This window comes from Staphylococcus sp. TE8 (genome assembly GCF_000692055.1).
GTDB lineage: Bacteria > Bacillota > Bacilli > Staphylococcales > Staphylococcaceae > Staphylococcus > Staphylococcus capitis.
Genome location: NZ_JMGB01000001.1, coordinates 768,623 through 786,149, shown reverse-complemented (window position 1 = coordinate 786,149; position 17,527 = coordinate 768,623). Strand labels below are relative to the sequence as shown.

16 protein-coding genes are annotated in these 17,527 nt (G+C 31.9%); 3 read left to right on the top strand and 13 right to left on the bottom strand.

What is annotated here, in order from left to right; all coding sequences use genetic code 11:
* Positions 1-2 precede the first annotated feature (2 nt).
* The 10 genes from CM54_RS03770 to CM54_RS03725 all read right to left on the bottom strand — a co-directional run bounded on the left by CM54_RS03770 (position 3) and on the right by CM54_RS03725 (position 10,161).
* The gene (locus CM54_RS03770; RefSeq protein ID WP_023350306.1) at positions 3-1,256 is read right to left on the bottom strand and encodes an aminoacyltransferase; all 1,254 of its coding nucleotides are present in this window, start codon (positions 1,254-1,256) and stop codon (positions 3-5) included.
* A gap of 273 nt (positions 1,257-1,529) precedes the next feature.
* A complete protein-coding gene (locus tag CM54_RS03765) occupies positions 1,530-2,189 on the bottom strand; it encodes a type 1 glutamine amidotransferase domain-containing protein (RefSeq protein WP_037548991.1) in 660 nt (219 codons plus the stop codon).
* 143 nt (positions 2,190-2,332) lie between these two features.
* Complete coding sequence (gene trpA / locus CM54_RS03760; protein WP_037548988.1) at positions 2,333-3,064, bottom strand: tryptophan synthase subunit alpha; 732 nt, start codon at positions 3,062-3,064, stop codon at positions 2,333-2,335.
* Positions 3,057-4,265 carry a tryptophan synthase subunit beta gene (gene trpB, locus CM54_RS03755; protein ID WP_037548985.1) on the bottom strand — a complete coding sequence of 403 codons (1,209 nt, stop codon included), beginning with the start codon at positions 4,263-4,265 and terminating at the stop codon, positions 3,057-3,059. Before trpB ends, trpA begins: the two co-directional genes overlap by 8 nt.
* Positions 4,243-4,890: a phosphoribosylanthranilate isomerase gene (locus tag CM54_RS03750; protein ID WP_037548982.1), complete on the bottom strand. Its 648-nt coding sequence runs from the start codon at positions 4,888-4,890 to the stop codon at positions 4,243-4,245. Before CM54_RS03750 ends, trpB begins: the two co-directional genes overlap by 23 nt.
* Positions 4,887-5,669 (bottom strand): indole-3-glycerol phosphate synthase TrpC, encoded by a 783-nt coding sequence (gene trpC, locus CM54_RS03745; protein ID WP_037548979.1) that lies wholly within the window; start codon positions 5,667-5,669, stop codon positions 4,887-4,889. Before trpC ends, CM54_RS03750 begins: the two co-directional genes overlap by 4 nt.
* Positions 5,670-5,671: 2 nt before the next feature.
* Positions 5,672-6,667, bottom strand: a complete 996-nt coding sequence (gene trpD / locus CM54_RS03740; protein WP_037548975.1) for an anthranilate phosphoribosyltransferase — start codon at positions 6,665-6,667, stop codon at positions 5,672-5,674.
* A 3-nt stretch (positions 6,668-6,670) separates the two neighbouring features.
* Positions 6,671-7,237: an anthranilate synthase component II gene (locus tag CM54_RS03735; protein WP_037548973.1), complete on the bottom strand. Its 567-nt coding sequence runs from the start codon at positions 7,235-7,237 to the stop codon at positions 6,671-6,673.
* Positions 7,234-8,640, bottom strand: coding sequence for an anthranilate synthase component I (locus CM54_RS03730; RefSeq protein WP_037548970.1), 1,407 nt, complete (start codon positions 8,638-8,640; stop codon positions 7,234-7,236). Before CM54_RS03730 ends, CM54_RS03735 begins: the two co-directional genes overlap by 4 nt.
* Positions 8,641-9,126: 486 nt before the next feature.
* The gene (locus tag CM54_RS03725; protein ID WP_023350313.1) at positions 9,127-10,161 is read right to left on the bottom strand and encodes a M42 family metallopeptidase; all 1,035 of its coding nucleotides are present in this window, start codon (positions 10,159-10,161) and stop codon (positions 9,127-9,129) included.
* A gap of 154 nt (positions 10,162-10,315) precedes the next feature.
* Between CM54_RS03725 and CM54_RS03720 the strand changes: the two genes are divergently transcribed.
* Positions 10,316-11,407 carry a prephenate dehydrogenase gene (locus tag CM54_RS03720; protein WP_037548968.1) on the top strand — a complete coding sequence of 364 codons (1,092 nt, stop codon included), beginning with the start codon at positions 10,316-10,318 and terminating at the stop codon, positions 11,405-11,407.
* Between the two features lie 80 nt (positions 11,408-11,487).
* Here CM54_RS03720 and CM54_RS03715 read toward each other — a convergent pair whose 3' ends face one another.
* Positions 11,488-12,750: a Y-family DNA polymerase gene (locus CM54_RS03715; RefSeq protein WP_030062726.1), complete on the bottom strand. Its 1,263-nt coding sequence runs from the start codon at positions 12,748-12,750 to the stop codon at positions 11,488-11,490.
* Between the two features lie 153 nt (positions 12,751-12,903).
* Between CM54_RS03715 and CM54_RS03710 the strand changes: the two genes are divergently transcribed.
* Positions 12,904-13,089, top strand: a complete 186-nt coding sequence (locus tag CM54_RS03710) for a 2-hydroxymuconate tautomerase (RefSeq protein WP_002433883.1) — start codon at positions 12,904-12,906, stop codon at positions 13,087-13,089.
* Between the two features lie 96 nt (positions 13,090-13,185).
* On the opposite strand, the gene CM54_RS03705 is transcribed toward CM54_RS03710, so the two are convergent.
* Entirely contained in the window at positions 13,186-14,172 is a 987-nt protein-coding gene (locus tag CM54_RS03705; RefSeq protein WP_002433608.1) for an LCP family protein, read from the bottom strand.
* Positions 14,173-14,307: 135 nt separating this feature from the next.
* Between CM54_RS03705 and msrA the strand changes: the two genes are divergently transcribed.
* Positions 14,308-14,811 (top strand): peptide-methionine (S)-S-oxide reductase MsrA, encoded by a 504-nt coding sequence (msrA, locus tag CM54_RS03700; protein WP_023350318.1) that lies wholly within the window; start codon positions 14,308-14,310, stop codon positions 14,809-14,811.
* 57 nt (positions 14,812-14,868) lie between these two features.
* On the opposite strand, the gene mprF is transcribed toward msrA, so the two are convergent.
* Positions 14,869-17,391, bottom strand: a complete 2,523-nt coding sequence (gene mprF, locus CM54_RS03695) for a bifunctional lysylphosphatidylglycerol flippase/synthetase MprF (RefSeq protein ID WP_023350319.1) — start codon at positions 17,389-17,391, stop codon at positions 14,869-14,871.
* Between the last annotated feature and the right edge of the window lie 136 nt (positions 17,392-17,527).

Sequence of the window (17,527 nt, the reverse complement as noted above, 5' to 3'; positions counted from 1 at the left end):
ATCTATTTCTTTAACTTTTTAAGTGCGTTATAGATTGCATACATAGGTTTATTGATTGGTTTTATAAAATCACCTACATATTCAATAACATCAGCGTTATAGCCTTTTTTGAACTTAATTACTCCTACATCTTCAGCGTCTTCACTGAAGTCCCCACTAACTCCATAAAAATTATAACGATCAATACCATGTTCTAAAGCATAGTTTATCATTTTCCATTGAATTGCATAACTACCAGCATAATGACGATAACGATTTGAAGTACCACCGGCGTAATATACAACCTCAAAAGGATTAATGAAAAAGTATCCTGCTGAAATAGGTAATTCATTACCATGTTCTTGTTGTAAATTTTTAGCTTCATCAATTTTTTGTTGATTTGCATCTAATTGTTGTTGAAGATTATCCTTTTTGTTATAAGCTTTCTTATTGTCAGGTCTCTTCTCAATATCTTTAAGCGCTTTATTTAAATCCTTATTGAGAACATCTCTTTCATTATTAAGTTCCTCGATATATTCATCGAAATCAATATATGCTAATGGTACTAACACTCTGTCTTTGAAATGTTTGAATCTATTATAATAGAAACTATCATCTCTATCAGCGAATTCTTTCGTTTCAGTAGTATCTTCCATAAATGATCTGAAAATAGGTAATTCATCTTCGGATAGGAAACGAACTTTAACACCATTTTTTTGTACTTTCTTAGTATTTCGCTTTCTTAAACTATCCATTCCTTTAAGAATATCTTTAGATGTTTTATCTTTTAAATCTAAAACAGAATGGTATCTTACTTGTAATATAGGATGGAAGCCTTTATGAAAGCCTTCATGTTCAAATCCTAATTCTTCCATTTTATTGAAAAACCAATCATGGCCAGCATTTCCAATAATTTCACCATCATGATTTAAGTATTGGTATGGAAGATAAGGGTCAACTCTTAGATAAAGACAGTTATACTTTTTTACGTATTTACTTAGTTCATTAAAGAAAAAGTGAACAAGTTCTTTATTATCATAATCAATTACTGGCCCGCGATTTGAATAAAAATATTTAAAAATTTTCATTACAGGTACAGCAGTTAATAAACATGCAGCAATCACTTGATTGTCATTATTTTTAATTCCTACAAGATGTGAATCCGTTCCTTCAGCAACTTTAAGTTCATAATTACCTTCCATCTGAGTAAAATGGCTATAAGGCATTTGATCAGTAAAGTCACTAAATTCTTTGGCTGTTAAATTCGTAAACTTCATTATCATAACTCCTATTAATCTCTTTATAACTCTCTTTATTTAACATTAAGTATGATAGATTGTTGTTAAATATACATTATATGTAACTTTATGATTATATATGTTATCTATACTTCTAATCTTAACAAGTATACAATAGTTAAACCCAAAACTAAAATATTAACTAATTTAAAAATTGCACTAAATTGGTAATCAACTTTAGATTTGAATAATTATGTAAAAAATAATATGGACTAAACAAAGGTTTGAGCCCATATTATTTTGTAACCAGTTTTATTTTAATGCATTTACAAGTGCTTTACCAATGACTTCGCTTGATTGAGGATTTTGACCAGTAATAAACTTACGATCCTCTTCTAAATGTGAAGTAAAATCATCACTTGTAACGAAATGAGCACCTTGTTCTTCTAATTTAGATTGCGTTAAAAATGGTACTTTATCTTCCAGTCCCATTGCTTTTTCTTCACTATCAGTAAAAGCGGTTAAGCGTATACCATCAACAAGATATTTACCATTACTTGTTTTAACACCAACAAATGCACTTGGCCCGTGACAAACTGATGAAATAATTTTATCATGGTCTCTAAAATGTACTAAAATATTTGCCAATTTTTCATTATTAGCAAAATCAAAAACTGTGCCATGGCCACCTGGTAAATAAATTGCTTCATACTCATCAACATCAATGTCTTCAATACTTGGTGTATGATTTAAATGCGAAGTAAATGAAGTATATTTGTTTAATAACTCATCTGAAGTGGAGTTAGGGTCTAAGTTAACCTTACCACCTTTGATTGACGCTATATCAACATCAATCCCTTCATTTATAAGAATATCATAAGGTTCTCCGGCTTCTTCTAACCATGAACCAGTTTCCGTACCATCAGGATACTGACTCGTACTAGTTAGAACAAATAATACTTTTTTACTCATTCACTTTCACCTCTTTAACTTGTTATAAAATTAATTTACCCTGATTAGCTATGAAATATTCAAATATAAATTTAATATAGCTATCCCCTCAAAATTAAAAAAAGGTTGGAACACCCATTTATCCCAACCTATTAACTGCCATTTTAAATTTGATCGAGTGTCTTTCTTATGCTTTTTAAAAATTGAAACATCTCACTAGGATCACTCTCAGCGAATCTTTTTACAATTTCACTGCCGATGACAACGCCATCTGCTATACTTCCAATATCTTTCACATGTTCTTGATTTCTAATACCGAATCCAGCAACCACAGGTACATCTGTGACACCTTTAATTAATTCGATTTTTCTTTTTAATTCAGGGTAAAATTGACCATTTTCTCCAGTAGTAGCATTCATCGTAACCGTGTAAATAAAACCTTCTGCCTTTTTAGCAATATTTTTAATTCTTTCCTCAGAAGTAGTCATTGCTATAAGTGAGATTAATTTAACTTTCTCATTAGGTAAATCTTTTTTAAACTTTTGGGTTAGTTCAAACGGCAAATCTGGAATGATTAAACCATATACACCTGCTTCCTCACATTTATTCAAAAATTCATTCTCCCCAAATGATGAGATAATATTATAATAGGTCATTAAAATATATTTAGAAGTTATAGTCTCTTTATTTTTAATTAGCTGTTCAAATATAAAATTAATATTCACGCCTTCTTCAATGGCTTTTGCTCCAGCGCTCATGATTGTTGAACCGTCCGCTACTGGATCTGAAAAAGGAACACCAATTTCTATAATATCAGCACCTGCTTCACTTAGTATCTTTAAGTTCTCAATAAACTTTAAATTTCCCATTATATAAGAAATAAATAACTTACTCATCTATATCACCACGACTTTCAGTATAATTCCTAATTGTTTCCATGTCCTTATCCCCTCTACCAGAGACAGTAATAACAATAATTTCATCTTTTCTCATTCTTGGAGCTAACTTTTCAACATAACTAATCGCATGGGCACTTTCAATTGCAGGAATAATACCTTCAGCTCTAGAGAATCTTATTAGAGCTTCCATGGCTTCTTCATCAGAGGCATTTACATATTTCACTCTACCTATATCATTATAATATGAATGTTCCGGACCTATTCCTGGGTAATCTAGTCCTGCAGATATTGAATGGGCTAACTCTATCTGTCCATCCTCATCTTGAATAAGATACATTTTAGATCCATGTAGAACACCAGGTTTTCCCTTTCCTATAGCTAATGCATGTTTATTTGAGTTAACTCCTTTACCTGCAGCTTCAACCCCGTAAAGTTTTACGTCATCATTAATAAATGGATGGAAGGTCCCTATCGCATTAGAACCCCCACCTACACATGCAACTATAGCCTCTGGTAAACGCCCTTCTTTTTGATTAATTTGTCTTTTTATTTCGTTTCCAATCACACTTTGGAAATCTCTAACCATTGTAGGAAAAGGATCAGGTCCTAAGGCTGAACCTAATAAATAATGTGTGTCCTCTACATGGCTTACCCAATATTTTAAAGCTCTATTGACAGCATCAGACAATGTTCCTTGTCCTTCTTCTACTGAAACAACTTTTGCGCCTAGAAGTTCCATTCTAAATACATTCAATTGTTGTCTTTTAACATCTTCTTTTCCCATAAAAACGATGAGCTCCATATCGAATAAAGCAGCTACTGTGGCACTCGCCACACCATGTTGCCCAGCACCTGTTTCAGCAACTAATTTTGTTTTTCCCATACGCTTCGCCAACAATGCTTGACCTAAAGCGTTATTAATTTTATGTGCCCCAGTATGATTTAAGTCTTCACGTTTTAAATATATTTTGGCTCCTCCTAAATCTTCGGTAAATGATTTAGCGTAAGTAAGTGGTGTTTCTCTTCCGACATAGTCTTTTAAATAACTTGCGAGCTCCTCTTGGAATGATTCGTCTTGTTTAGCCTGTTGATAAGCTTTTTTGAGTTCTATGATTGCAGGCATCAGTGTTTCAGGGACATACTGGCCACCATATTCTCCAAAAAACCCTAGCTCGTCAGCTTCTGTTTGTATGTTCATTTCTTTCATCTCCTTTAATTATTTTTATAATTTGCGTCATTTTTGCTAAATCTTTAATATTATCTGTCTCAATCCCACTAGCAATATCGTAACCACACTGACCTAATTTAAGGTATTTTAGTTTACTAATATGATTTATATCTAACCCGCCAGCTATTAAAAAACGTGATTTCCGAATATTACTAAGCACATTCCAATCATATGTATCACCTGTTCCACCATAATTTTGAGATGGTGTATCAATAATAAATAAATCAACGGTTTTCTCATATTTTTCAATATTTCTATTTAAATATTTATCAGCAGGAATTGCTTTAAAAATTTTAACCGTAGGACTTAACTTTCTAATTGCTTTTATTAATTGAATAGACTCATCTCCATGAAGTTGTATTACGTTGATATTAGTTTCATTGAAGACTTGCTTAACTAAGTCTAATGTTGGATTTACCAAGACTACCACGCGATGAATATGGTCTGGAACTCGTTTAGACAGTAATTTTAATTGATTCATACTCACGTGTCGTTTACTTCTAGGAAAATGGATAAACCCTATTGCATCAACATTTAGATTTTTAACCTTTTCGATATCTTCTTCACTTTTAAACCCGCAAAATTTTAAAATCATTGATGAATCTTCTCCATTTTTAACCTTGGTAGAAATTGACTTAAGTCGTTGCATTTCATTAATGATTCACCCACTAGTAGGCCATCTATACCTGACTGTAAAATGTGCTCAACATCATGAGTACTATGAATACCGCTTTCTGAAATATAATGAAATCCTTTCTTTTTAAATTTTAAAATTTGGTTCGTATGTTCCACGTTAGTAACAAACCGTTTCAAATCTCGATTATTAACTCCAATTATTTTTGGCGATAATTGATGTGCTCTATTTAATTCATTTCTATCATGTACCTCAACTAAAACTTCTAAGTTAAGTTCTGTTGCATAATCATATAAAGTTTTTAACTCTTTATCTGTGAGAATGTTAACAATAAGCAAAACAATAGAAGCACCTGCTTTTTTAGCTACGTCAATTTGAATTTTATCTACTATAAAATCTTTACACAGTACTGGTAAAGATGTTTCAACGGTCAGTTCACTCAATCTTTCGAAACTACCACCAAAGTATTTTTCATCTGTTAAGATTGAAATAGCATTCGCACCATATAATTCATATTCTTTTACTTGATCTATTAAGTTTCTATGAGGTAATTGTTTTAGCGTTGGACTTTTAGACTTTATCTCAGCAATAACCGATAACTTTTTTTCATTTTTCAATGCATTTATTAATTTCTTCTTACTAGAAACACCAACATACTCTAATTCTTCTAATTTTTGTTGATAATATCCTTCCTTAAGTAGTGACTTTTTATAATTAACTATTTCATGAAGTATCGTCATCATCACACCCCCATCTTTAAATACTGTTTCATAGCCTGACCACTGTCTATAAGATGACGAACTAGTTTAATACCAGAGTGAATATCTTTTGCTTTTTCAGCCACGTATAAAGCAATTGCTGCATTGAGTATAACGACATCTCTTTTACTCGATTGATCGTTTCCATTTAATATATTTATGGCTATATTTTTATTTTCTTCAGGTGTTCCCCCTATGAGTGCGTCATTGTCAGCAATAGTTAAACCATAATCTTTAGCATTAATTGTATACTGTTTAATTGGCTCATTTTGGTTAATTTCATAAATAATATTGTCTCCCGATAGCGTTGCCTCATCCATACCATTCGCACCATGAACGACAATAGCTCTCTTCCTACCTAAATCTTTGATAGTTTGAGCAATCTTACCTAGTTGTGTAACATCATAGACACCCATCACTTGATAAGTAAGTTTGAATGGGTTGATAAGAGGCCCTACTAAATTAAATATTGTAGGAGACTTTATCTGCTTCCTAATGGGTTGGATGTATTTCATAATTGGATAAGAATCAGTGGCACTAATGAAAGAGAGACCTTTTGTATCTAATTGTTTTATCACACTAGCTACTTCACTTGTTTGAATCCCCATTGCTTGAAGAACATCAGTACTACCTGAATGCGATGTGATACTTTTATTGCCATGTTTAACTACCGGTACGCCGGCACTTGCTACTATGAATGCTACTGTTGTTGATATATTGAAACTGTTTGAACCATCTCCTCCAGTACCACAAACGCACATCGCTCCATCATAATAGGGTTGAACTGAATACATTGTGCTTATAAGATGTTTAACTAAATAGGTTAGTTCAATTTGTTGCATTTCCTTTTTAGTGTAAGACTTTAATAACTTAAGTTTATTGTCTTCCTTCACATTTGGACTAAGAAGAATATCGATAAATTCCTTCATATGTTCTTCCGTTAACTGTCTATTTTCTTCAATATCTTTTAATAATTTCATTTTTTAACTACCTTTCATTGCTAGTCTTACAAAGTTGTTAATTATTTTTTCTCCATGTTCTGTTGCAAAGGATTCAGGATGATATTGGATTCCATAATGTTTTTTGTATTTATGTTGAAATGACTGTATGCAATCTATCGTTTGACCAGTAATTTCTAAAGCGGATGGAAATGTTTTAGGATTACTTATTAATGAGTGATATCGCATTATTTTAAAATGATAAGGTAAACCTTGGTACAAAGGTGTTGATTTCACTATTTCTAAATCATCCACTTTACCATGCATAATTCTTAGTCCTTGAATAACTTCTCCACCGTAATAACAAGTCAATGCTTGTGATCCTAGGCAGACACCTAGTATCGGTTTGTTTTCGAAATATTCAATTAATTCAATCAAAAAATTATTATCTAATGGATGCCCTGGACCTGGAGAAATAATAACTGCTGAAATATTTTTGAGTTCATAAATTTCACTGTCATCAGGATATTTAACAATCACATCTGCTTGTTTTGATACTATATCTACGAGATTATAAGTAAAAGAATCATAGTTATCTATAATTAAAATCATGGAGTCACCTCCAGTAAACTCTTTGCTTTCAGTTTAGTTTCTTCGAGTTCTTTCTCAGGTATGGAATCATAAACTACACCACAACCTGCTTCAATGTTTACTTGTTTGTCGTCTATGAGCATAGTACGTATAGCAAGCGCAAAATCTAAATTATGATTACAATTGATGTAGCCAACTCCCCCACTATAAATCCCTCGTTTAAACGGATAAGCTTCATAAATCCTTTGAATGGCCCTTAATTTTGGTGCCCCCGATACTGTACCTGTGGGTAATAAACTTGCAATGACACTCATTGGAGATAAATTCTCCTTTAATTCACCTACGACTTCACTCACTATGTGCATGACATGTTCATATTTCTCAATTTCCATTAACTTCGTGATTTTAGAAGTTCCTACTTTACTAATTCTATGAATATCATTTCTACCTAAATCTACAAGCATACTATGTTCACTTATCTCTTTTTCGTCCTTAAGTAAAGCGTGACTATTTTTCTTATCTTCATCTTTATTAGCACCTCGTTTAGTAGTTCCAGCTATTGGATTGGTATAAACCAATCCATCTTTAACTCTAACGAAACTTTCAGGTGAACTGCCTACGACTATAGGAATATCTTTATTCATATAATACATATATGGACTAGGATTTTGTCTCTTTAATTTTTGATAAAGTTGAAAACTTAATTGATGCAAATGAGTTACAAAGTTATGCTTGTAATAATAAATTCTTGAAGGCACAACTTGGAACATATCCCCTTCTGCGATTTTCTTTTTTAATTCTGTTATTATTTTTAAAAATTCTTGTTCTCCTATATTTGTCTCAATTTGTTGTTCAGGTTGTTTCAACTTTATTCTTTCATGAGCTAAATTGATGTTTTTTAAATCATCAATTCTTTGTTTAACTTTTGCTTCCAACTGAGATTTAGAAGTATTTGAGAATAAATTTGTTGAAATCACATACAACTCATCTTTATAGTGATCAAAAACATAAGTATCTTCTACCAGATAAAATTTAACGTCATGATCCCGATGATCATCTAATTCAATTTCTTGAAGTTTAGGAAACTCATGCCTTACAAGATCAAAACTACATGTCCCTATAAAACCTGAAATAAAAGGTAAATGCTTCAATTGATCATCTGCAATATTCGCGTAGTACTGATTGACTAAACTTTTTAAATAATCATACGGATGTTCATTCACCACTTTTATTTTTTCTCTTGTATTAATAATTAATTGATTATTATCAAGAGTAACTGAACCATAGTCTTCTAAGACAACGATGGAGTATCTTCCTTTTAATTTATCTTGATTTGTACTTTCAAATATAATTTTTGCTTCTCCTAATTGTGCTAAAGCTTCTGGCGTCATTAGCGCATTTAACTTTCTATAAACTACATCCATATTTCTTCTCCTTTCCATTAAAAAATCAGCCTCCTTATGAATAAGGGCGCTGACGCGTGGTACCACCTTAATTAGCCGAATATTCGTAATATTCAAAACTCACTCTTTGTATTTATTTTTTATTTCACAAAACCCAATTTCTTCAAAGTAGGTGTTAGTTTACATCAACCACTAACTTTCTGTTGCTACCTATTCTTTAAATACTACATTTTGCTTAAAAAAACACCACAATAACGCTTATCTCGCAATAAGGACGCGTTACCGTGGTGCCACCTTAGTTAACAATTTTATTTGTTCACTTTTAAATTATTTAATTGTAATTTGAAAGCCCAATTCGTTTACTGCATTGTGCTAATTTACATCAACCATTAGCTTTCTTAGTGCTACAACATGCAGTAACTACTTATTCATTCAAATTATCTGATTTTTCTAATTATTCAGTATCATACATATTAATGTTAACTTTGTCAATATAAACTTGTATTTTTATTCATTGATGGGCGACAAACAATAAGCATAAAGTAATTCTTGAGTGGCATTAATCGAATCTAAGTGTGTTCTCTCCATTGCATGTGAGGATTCAATACCTGCTCCGAATAAACCATGACGAATATCAGATCCTGCTTTTAGAGCTGCTGAAGCATCTGAACTATAATATGGATAAATATCTACTTTGTATGGTATGTCATTAATTTTACAAAGGTTAATTAGATGATTTTTTAGTGCTTTATGGTATGGACCAGATCCATCTTTTGCGCAAATTGAAACAGTATATTCATTAGAAGATTGACCATCCCCTAGCGCTCCCATATCTAAAGCTATAAATTCGACAATATCTTCTGAAATGCTTGAATTTGCACCATACCCTATTTCTTCGTTGTTAGAAATATAAAATTGTGTTGTATGCGGTAATTTTGTACCTTCGTTTTTGAGCTTTTTCAAAAGTTCTAGAATCATTCCGACACTCGCTTTATCATCTAGATGTCTAGACTTAATAAATCCTGATTGAGTGATAACTGTTCTAGGATCAAATGATATGAAATCACCCACTTCTATGCCTAAATCTTTTGTTTCTTGAGCATTATGAGTTATTTCATCAATTCTTACTTCCATATGCTCTTTATCTCTTGGAATATTGTGGTTATCTTTGTAAACATGTACGCTCGTTTCATGTAGACAAATTGTTCCTGAAAATGTTTGACCGTTTTGGGTTTGAATTTCACAATACTCACCTTCTATAGCATTGAAGTGAAATCCACCTATTAAGTCTAAAGCTAATCTGCCATTTTCTTTAATCTCTTTAACCATTGCCCCTAATGTATCAACATGTGCTGTTATACACCGCTGTTTATTTTCATTTGTACCATCAACAGTAATAAGGAGTCCGCCTTTATTAGTAACTTTTGTATGATAACCTAGATCTTCAACATAGTTTTTGACATAATTAATCGCTTCGTCAGCATTACCAGATGGGCTATTGATTTCAGTTAATGTTTTTATAGTTTCTAAAATTCCGCTCATATTATCCCCCTTTTTTCTTAAATCACTTTTTATTTTAAACTAAACCACCTTCATACTCTAACAATTATAGATTACTATTTTAGAGTATTGCTTACTTTTCTTCTCTCATTTACAATAATACTATTCTGAAAATTTTGAAATAAGGTGATTGTTTATGCAACACATATTATTTGTTGGCCTTGGTCTTATTGGTGGTAGTTTAGCTAGTAATTTAAAATATTATAATTCCGACGTACAAATTATGGCTTATGACGCTAATGAAACACAGTTAGATAAAGCATTGTCCATTGGTATTATTGATAAAAAAATAACTGATTACAAAACCGCAGTTGAAAAAGCTGATGTCATTGTTTATGCAACGCCTGTAGAACAAACAATTAAGTATTTATCAGAACTTCCCAATTATAAAACCAAGCCTCATTTGATAGTGACCGATACCGGAAGCACTAAATCTACTATTCAAACTTTTGAACAACAACTACTAGATAACAATATTCATTTAGTCGGTGGTCATCCTATGGCAGGAAGTCATAAATCTGGAGTATTAAACTCTAAAAAGCATTTATTTGAAAACGCCTACTACATTCTTGTATTTAATGAAAAAGAAAATCAAGAAGCAGCTCAATATTTACAAAATTTATTCAAGCATACTTTAGCTAAGTTTATTACAACGAATGCTAATGAACATGATTTTGTAACTGGTGTAGTTAGTCATGTCCCTCATATTATCGCATCTAGCTTAGTACACTTAAGTGCCAATCATGTAGATCAACATGAATTAGTAGAAAAATTAGCTGCTGGAGGTTTTAGAGATATTACACGAATTGCCAGTAGTAATGCTCAAATGTGGAAAGATATCACTTTAAATAACCAAACGCATATTTTGTCTTTGTTAAACGAACTAAAAAATCAAATTACAGCATTTGAAAAGATGATAAATTCTAACAATGATGAAAACATTTACGAGTTCTTTGCTAAAGCTAAAAATTATCGTGATCGTCTACCCGCTAAACAACGAGGTGCCCTATCTGTGGCGTATGATCTATATGTAGACATTCCGGATAAACCGGGTATGATAAGCAAAGTTACACATATCTTAAGTTTACATAATATTTCTATAAGCAACCTTAAAATTTTAGAAGTCCGCGAAGATATCTATGGCGCATTGCAAATAAGCTTTAAAAATCCTGAAGATCGAGAACGTGGTATCAAAGCTTTAAAAAATTTCGATACCTATATTGAATAATATAAGTCCCCTAAAGTGTGATGAATAACATATCAATCATCGCTTTAGGGGATTATTTCTAAATTTTTAACGTTAATCACCTACATTTTGTGGCCAGCCATAAGTCCTAATCGACCATGCTTAGTCCCTGCTTCAGTATAAGATGTCGCTTTAGAAACGATACCTCTACCATATTTTAGGTGTAAATGGTCAATTGTTTTAGCTAGTTTTTCATCTCGTTTACGCTCATACTCATCAATAAATAAATTTAACTGTCGATCTTGTTCATCTACAAACTGTGTTAAAGATACACTTAGCGTCCTATACAAAGCATTTTTATCACATAATCGATTCGCAAAATAATTAATCACTTTAAAAATATCTCTTTCTAAATTTGTAGGATCTTCTAAAGTATACTGCTTGTGTACACCTCCATCATCAGCATAACCAAATGAAAAATGTATCGTACGCGCTAATTTTTTCTGTGCTCTTAATCTACTTGCTACATCTTCAATGAGTTCTTGCATGACTACTTTTGATTCCTCAAATCGATAATCTCTCATCAAAATTTGACTTTTACATATTGAAGGATTTGTTACTTTGTATTTTTCTCTTACTTTACTTTGATCAATACCGTTAGCATGTAAATGCATATCTACACCTAAAATACCAAAATCTCTCTTTAAATAGCGATAAGGATATTGTGCTAAATCGCCAATTGTAAATATCCCTCTCTTATTTAATTTCGCTTCAGTACGTTTATTAATACCCCAGAAATCTCTTAACGGTTGAATAGGCCATAACTTATCAGGTACATCTTGATAACGCCATTCTGCAATTCCATCTTCGGTATGCTTTGCTTCTATATCCATTGCTATTTTGCTTAATAACATATTAGAACCTATACCAACAGTGCAATGGATACCTGTCTCTTCCAGTATCTCTTTTTTTAATCGTTCGCAAAACGCATAAACTGTAGAACTAAACCTATGATAACTATCTGTGACATCCATAAAAAATTCATCAATACTATATTGATGTAAGTCTTCAGGTGGTACATAACGTAGTGCAATTTTTGAAATAGCAACAGAAACATTTAAATACTTTCTCATACTTGGGTTAATGATATAAATATCATTTCGATGTGGTATTTCAAAAAGTCTAGATCCCGTTTTTATACCTATTTCTTTCAATTTCGGTGTAGCAGCCAACACTACTGACCCCTGCCTTTTCGTATCAGCTACTACTGCTAACTTGGTTTCTAAAGGATCCAAGCCCTTCTCCATACATGACACACTCGCAAAAAAGCTCTTCTGATCAATGCATAATACATCTCTATCCTCTAATAGATTATAGTCATACATAACTATGCCTCCCTTACGAAATCTATTATATACGAACACGTGTTCTTATTCAATACAAACAAGAACGAATGTTCTATTTAATTTGAATCTCTATCGTTAATTTCGTGATATACTAAAGAAGACATTTCTAATTAATTAAGGAGGATGCATGATATGCCAATCGTAAATGTAAAGTTATTAGAAGGACGTACAGATGATCAATTAAAAGATTTAGTGAATGAGGTTACAAATGCAGTAGAAAAAACTACTGGAGCAAACAAAGAGGCCATCCACGTCGTAATCGAAGAAATGAAAAAGAGCCATTACGCCGTTGGTGGAGTAAGAAAATCAGATCAATAAAACGCAAAATCCCTGAAATGAAAGCTATTTACCATAGAAGCTATCATCTCAGGGATTCAATTATTTTATCACTTATTTTTTCTAATCATCTTAGTTTTAATCATCGAAAAAGTCTTGAATTGCTTTTTTATTTTTTTCTTTATCAATTTGAAGCGCACTACCATCATTATTAGTATTAATATCTTGATACGTGTTTTTAACAGGTACAGTTAGTGATTTAACATCTTTATCACCACGAATACCAAAGCTTAATCCAGTTTGGAAAATAGCTGAATTAGGCATATCAGTATTAACGTATCCTCTTAAAATACCTGCAACTTTCGGAAGTTTTGCAACGGTATTAAAATTTACTAACTCTTGTTTTAAAGTTTGCATAACTTGTTGTTGACGGCGAACACGCCCGAAATCTCCTTCAGCATCGTGACGGAATCTCGCATAACCTAATAGCTCTTTACCATTTAATCTATGATGACCTTTTTTCAATGAAACACCTATATTTTCAGACATGTCCTTCTCTACGTCTATAGGTACACCATTAGGTTCAAGTTCATCAACCATTTTCTCAAATCCAGTGAAATCTACTACCGCATAATATTCAGGATTGATACCTAAATTTTTATTAAGTGTCTTTCTTAGTAACTCAGGTCCACCAAGTGAATAAGCTGCATTAATTTTGTATTTATCATAACCAGGGATATCTGCGTAAATATCTCTCATTACAGACATCATTTTCATTTTTTTATTAATATAGTCGTATTGTACAACCATAATTGAGTCTGTACGAGATTTACCGCTTTGAGCTTTATCTGCTCCAAGTACTAATACAGATATTTTGCCATCATTTTTAACGGCTCCATTAAATTGATGCATCTTTACATCTTTAGCATGCTCTTTCGCATACTTCATACCACTATTATATTGATGAGTGATATAGACAATTATTGAAATAAGAATGATGAGAATGATTAAAATGATAAAAGGTAATTTGCGTAGTCTTTTTTTATTTCGTCGCCTAGAAGGTGTCGATGTTGTGCCAGTGTGACGTCGATACTCTGTTTCTCTATGTTCCTTCTGTTCTGTCATATTTACCTACCTTATATCTTCAAAATTACATATCTATATACTATAATTAATATGTATTAACGTTATATAAAAAGTATTCAAATTGCAAGAGTTTTTTAATAAATGGTACTAAGGTCCAATGAAAGGATGTCATGAATGAATATTAATACGGCATACTTTGCCGGTGGTTGTTTTTGGTGTATGACCAAACCTTTTGATACATTTGACGGTATCGAAAAAGTAACTTCTGGTTACATGGGTGGACATACAGAGAATCCAACGTATGAAGATGTTAAAAGTGGTAACACTGGTCATTATGAAACAGTAAAAATTGAATATGATGTAGCACTTTTTTCATATCATAAACTATTGGAAATATTTTTTTCAGTAATCGACCCACTAGATGAAGATGGACAATTTCAAGATAGAGGTTCCCAATATCAAACAGCCATTTTTTACTCTAATGAAGATCAAAAGAAATCTGCCGAATCATATATCGAAGCACTTCAAGATACTTTAAATGCAGACAAAGCAATAGCTACAAAAGTCTTACCCGCTTCAACTTTCTTTGAAGCTGAAGAATACCATCAAGATTTCTATAAAAAGAATCCCGAACGTTACGCTAAAGAACAACAAGATAGAGCGAATTATTATAAATAATGGACAAAAAATAGCGATAGTGCTGAATGTTGCAATTCAGTACTATCGCTATTATTTTTATTTATGTCGAATGACTCTCATCACTTTCAACATACTTTCCCATAGAGAGCTATCTTTACGATAAACTAAAAATCTTGGTTCCCAGTTAGGACTATACTTTTCTTTATAACGTCTTAAACCTTGGAAACGATATAATCCATTAAAATGTTCAAAGACTCGCCCTGCTAAACGTTCTCTTAAATAAGAGTAATGTAAAGTACCAACATTAGAGAGGGTGGCCATTCCCATGTTAAAGGCTTTATATTCTTTTTCCTGACCCCATAACAACATGTGTAAATACAGTCCATCCATTAAAGGTAGATCGAGCTCTGGTAACCATCGAATTAAATCGACAGAAATTGCATCATTAAAGTGCGTAGGCATTAAACTACAGAATGCAATCATCTTACCATGTTCATCTCTCATTACACCTATAGGCGCTTTAGAAAGATATGGTTGTGTAAATTGACCTACAGAGAAGTGCATTTCATTTCTACCATCTAACCATCTATCACTAACATATTTGAGTTCGTTAAAGAAATCTTGTGAAAATGGTGGTTCAATAATTTCAAAAGAAATATTTAAATCATTAAATTTATTGAGTGTAGCTCTAAAGCCTCGACGCTTTTTACCTGAAGTAGTGAATGATGTTAAATCAATAATAGCTTCCTCACCTAGTTTGAAAAATTGATTCCCGAAATGATGATATAAAGGCATATAATTATCACTAACTTGATAGAAAATAATGTCGTATCCTCTATATTCTGCATATTGATAGAATGATTCTAACAATGATTCAAACGTATTTGCATCGCCTATAGGATCTCCTAATACAACTAAGGCATTAGATTTATAACGATACATGAGGAATGATTTTTCATTTTCATGGATAAAACAATCTTTATCACCACTATAAACAAGATGGCTCAAGTAATTACCACCATATTCATGAATAATAGCTTCACATATTGATAAATCTGTAATTTGATGAGGACGGTCAAATTTGTAATCAAATAACCACGCAATGAGACCAACCAGAATAATCACAATTAAAATAGTAACCCAGAAGTAATATCTTAATAATGAAGTATCTACTTCAATGTGATAAATATCTAATGCGTATAATGTTTCCGCAATTAAAATATGATTTAGATATAAAACAATCACGCTGAGTATAAGCATGAGAACTAATTTTCTAAAACGGAACGGACGCTTAAGCACTTGAGCACGACGATAAGCTAAAACTAATAAAATAAACATGACTACAAGCCAAGTTAACAATAAGAAAGATGCGTAAGTATAAATTGTAGCTCCCGCAATTAAAATAATAGAAATCATCGCATAAATAATCGCACGACGACTCTGTTTAAAAATACCTCTCACATTCAAAATTAATAATAAACAAGCACTCGTATGGATAGATAAAGTTAAATAATAAGCAAAGTGATTTCCATCATATAGTCCATCATAAACAATCGTTAAATTATTAATGAAGAAAATGATGCTAGTTAAAAATATTAATATTGCGAGTGAAAATGAAGGTATTTTAGCTAAAATGTCTTTTTGATAGGACATCAAGAATGACGTAAAGTCCTTAGCAGGAACATAATATTTCGAACCTTCAAGATATTTTTTAGCAGTTGTTCCAAACTCAAATGTAGATAGTATAAGTGCAATAATGACTGGAACAAAGTAATATGCAAATCGATATAGAAGTAATGCTAATAATATTTTTTCTTCTGAAACATCTAAAGATTTAAGTCCTAGTAAAACAACTAAATCGAAGGCACCAAAACCACCAGGAATAAAACTAACTAATCCTGATAACGCCGCGATCACGAAGATGCCGATAAATGTCATAAATGATACATGAATACCTACGATAAGTGCAGCAAAGTAAAGAACAGTAGCTGCTGCCATCCACTCGATACAAGATACAAGTGTACAATACACACCCATATAACGATTAGATTTATCCGCTGGTTTAGCGATAGTATAAATGATAAATACAGGTAAAAATAGTGCTACAACATATAAAATCCAGCGTACCCATGTAATTTTATCCATCATATGAGAAGCGTTAAAAACGTGTAGAACAACTAATATGGACAAGAGACTAAGTCCAGTGAGCATTGAAATCAAGATAATCGAAATATAATGTACGAGTTTCTTAATATCATCTGTATAGTTTTTATAAACGAAGGCTCTGACTCCTGCACCGATAAAGCCACCAAAACCTACGATAGCATTGAGAGCATTGATAATATAACTAACTCTTAATACTTTAGTCACTGACATGTTAAGCTTTAACGATTTCACTAAAATAATGTCATATAGTGACAAAAGAATGAGCGATGCTCCCCCACCTGCAAATAATAAAACAAGCCACAATCTATTTATTTTGCCAAATTGCATCAAAGTGTCTTTAAAATTAATATGAGCTAATTCACGATACAATGTGAAAATGACAAAAATAAATAACGCTGTGGCAAAGATAAATTTCAAAATAGATAATAATTTACTTTTCACTTCTTGCGTCATTTTTTCACTTCAATTCTAATTTAAATCTATTACATGACAAAAATATATCATAAAGAAAGGTTTTATAGAATATATATTGATAGATAAGTACCTAACATTATTGTAATGCTAAAATTATTTCTCTGGCTTAGACACA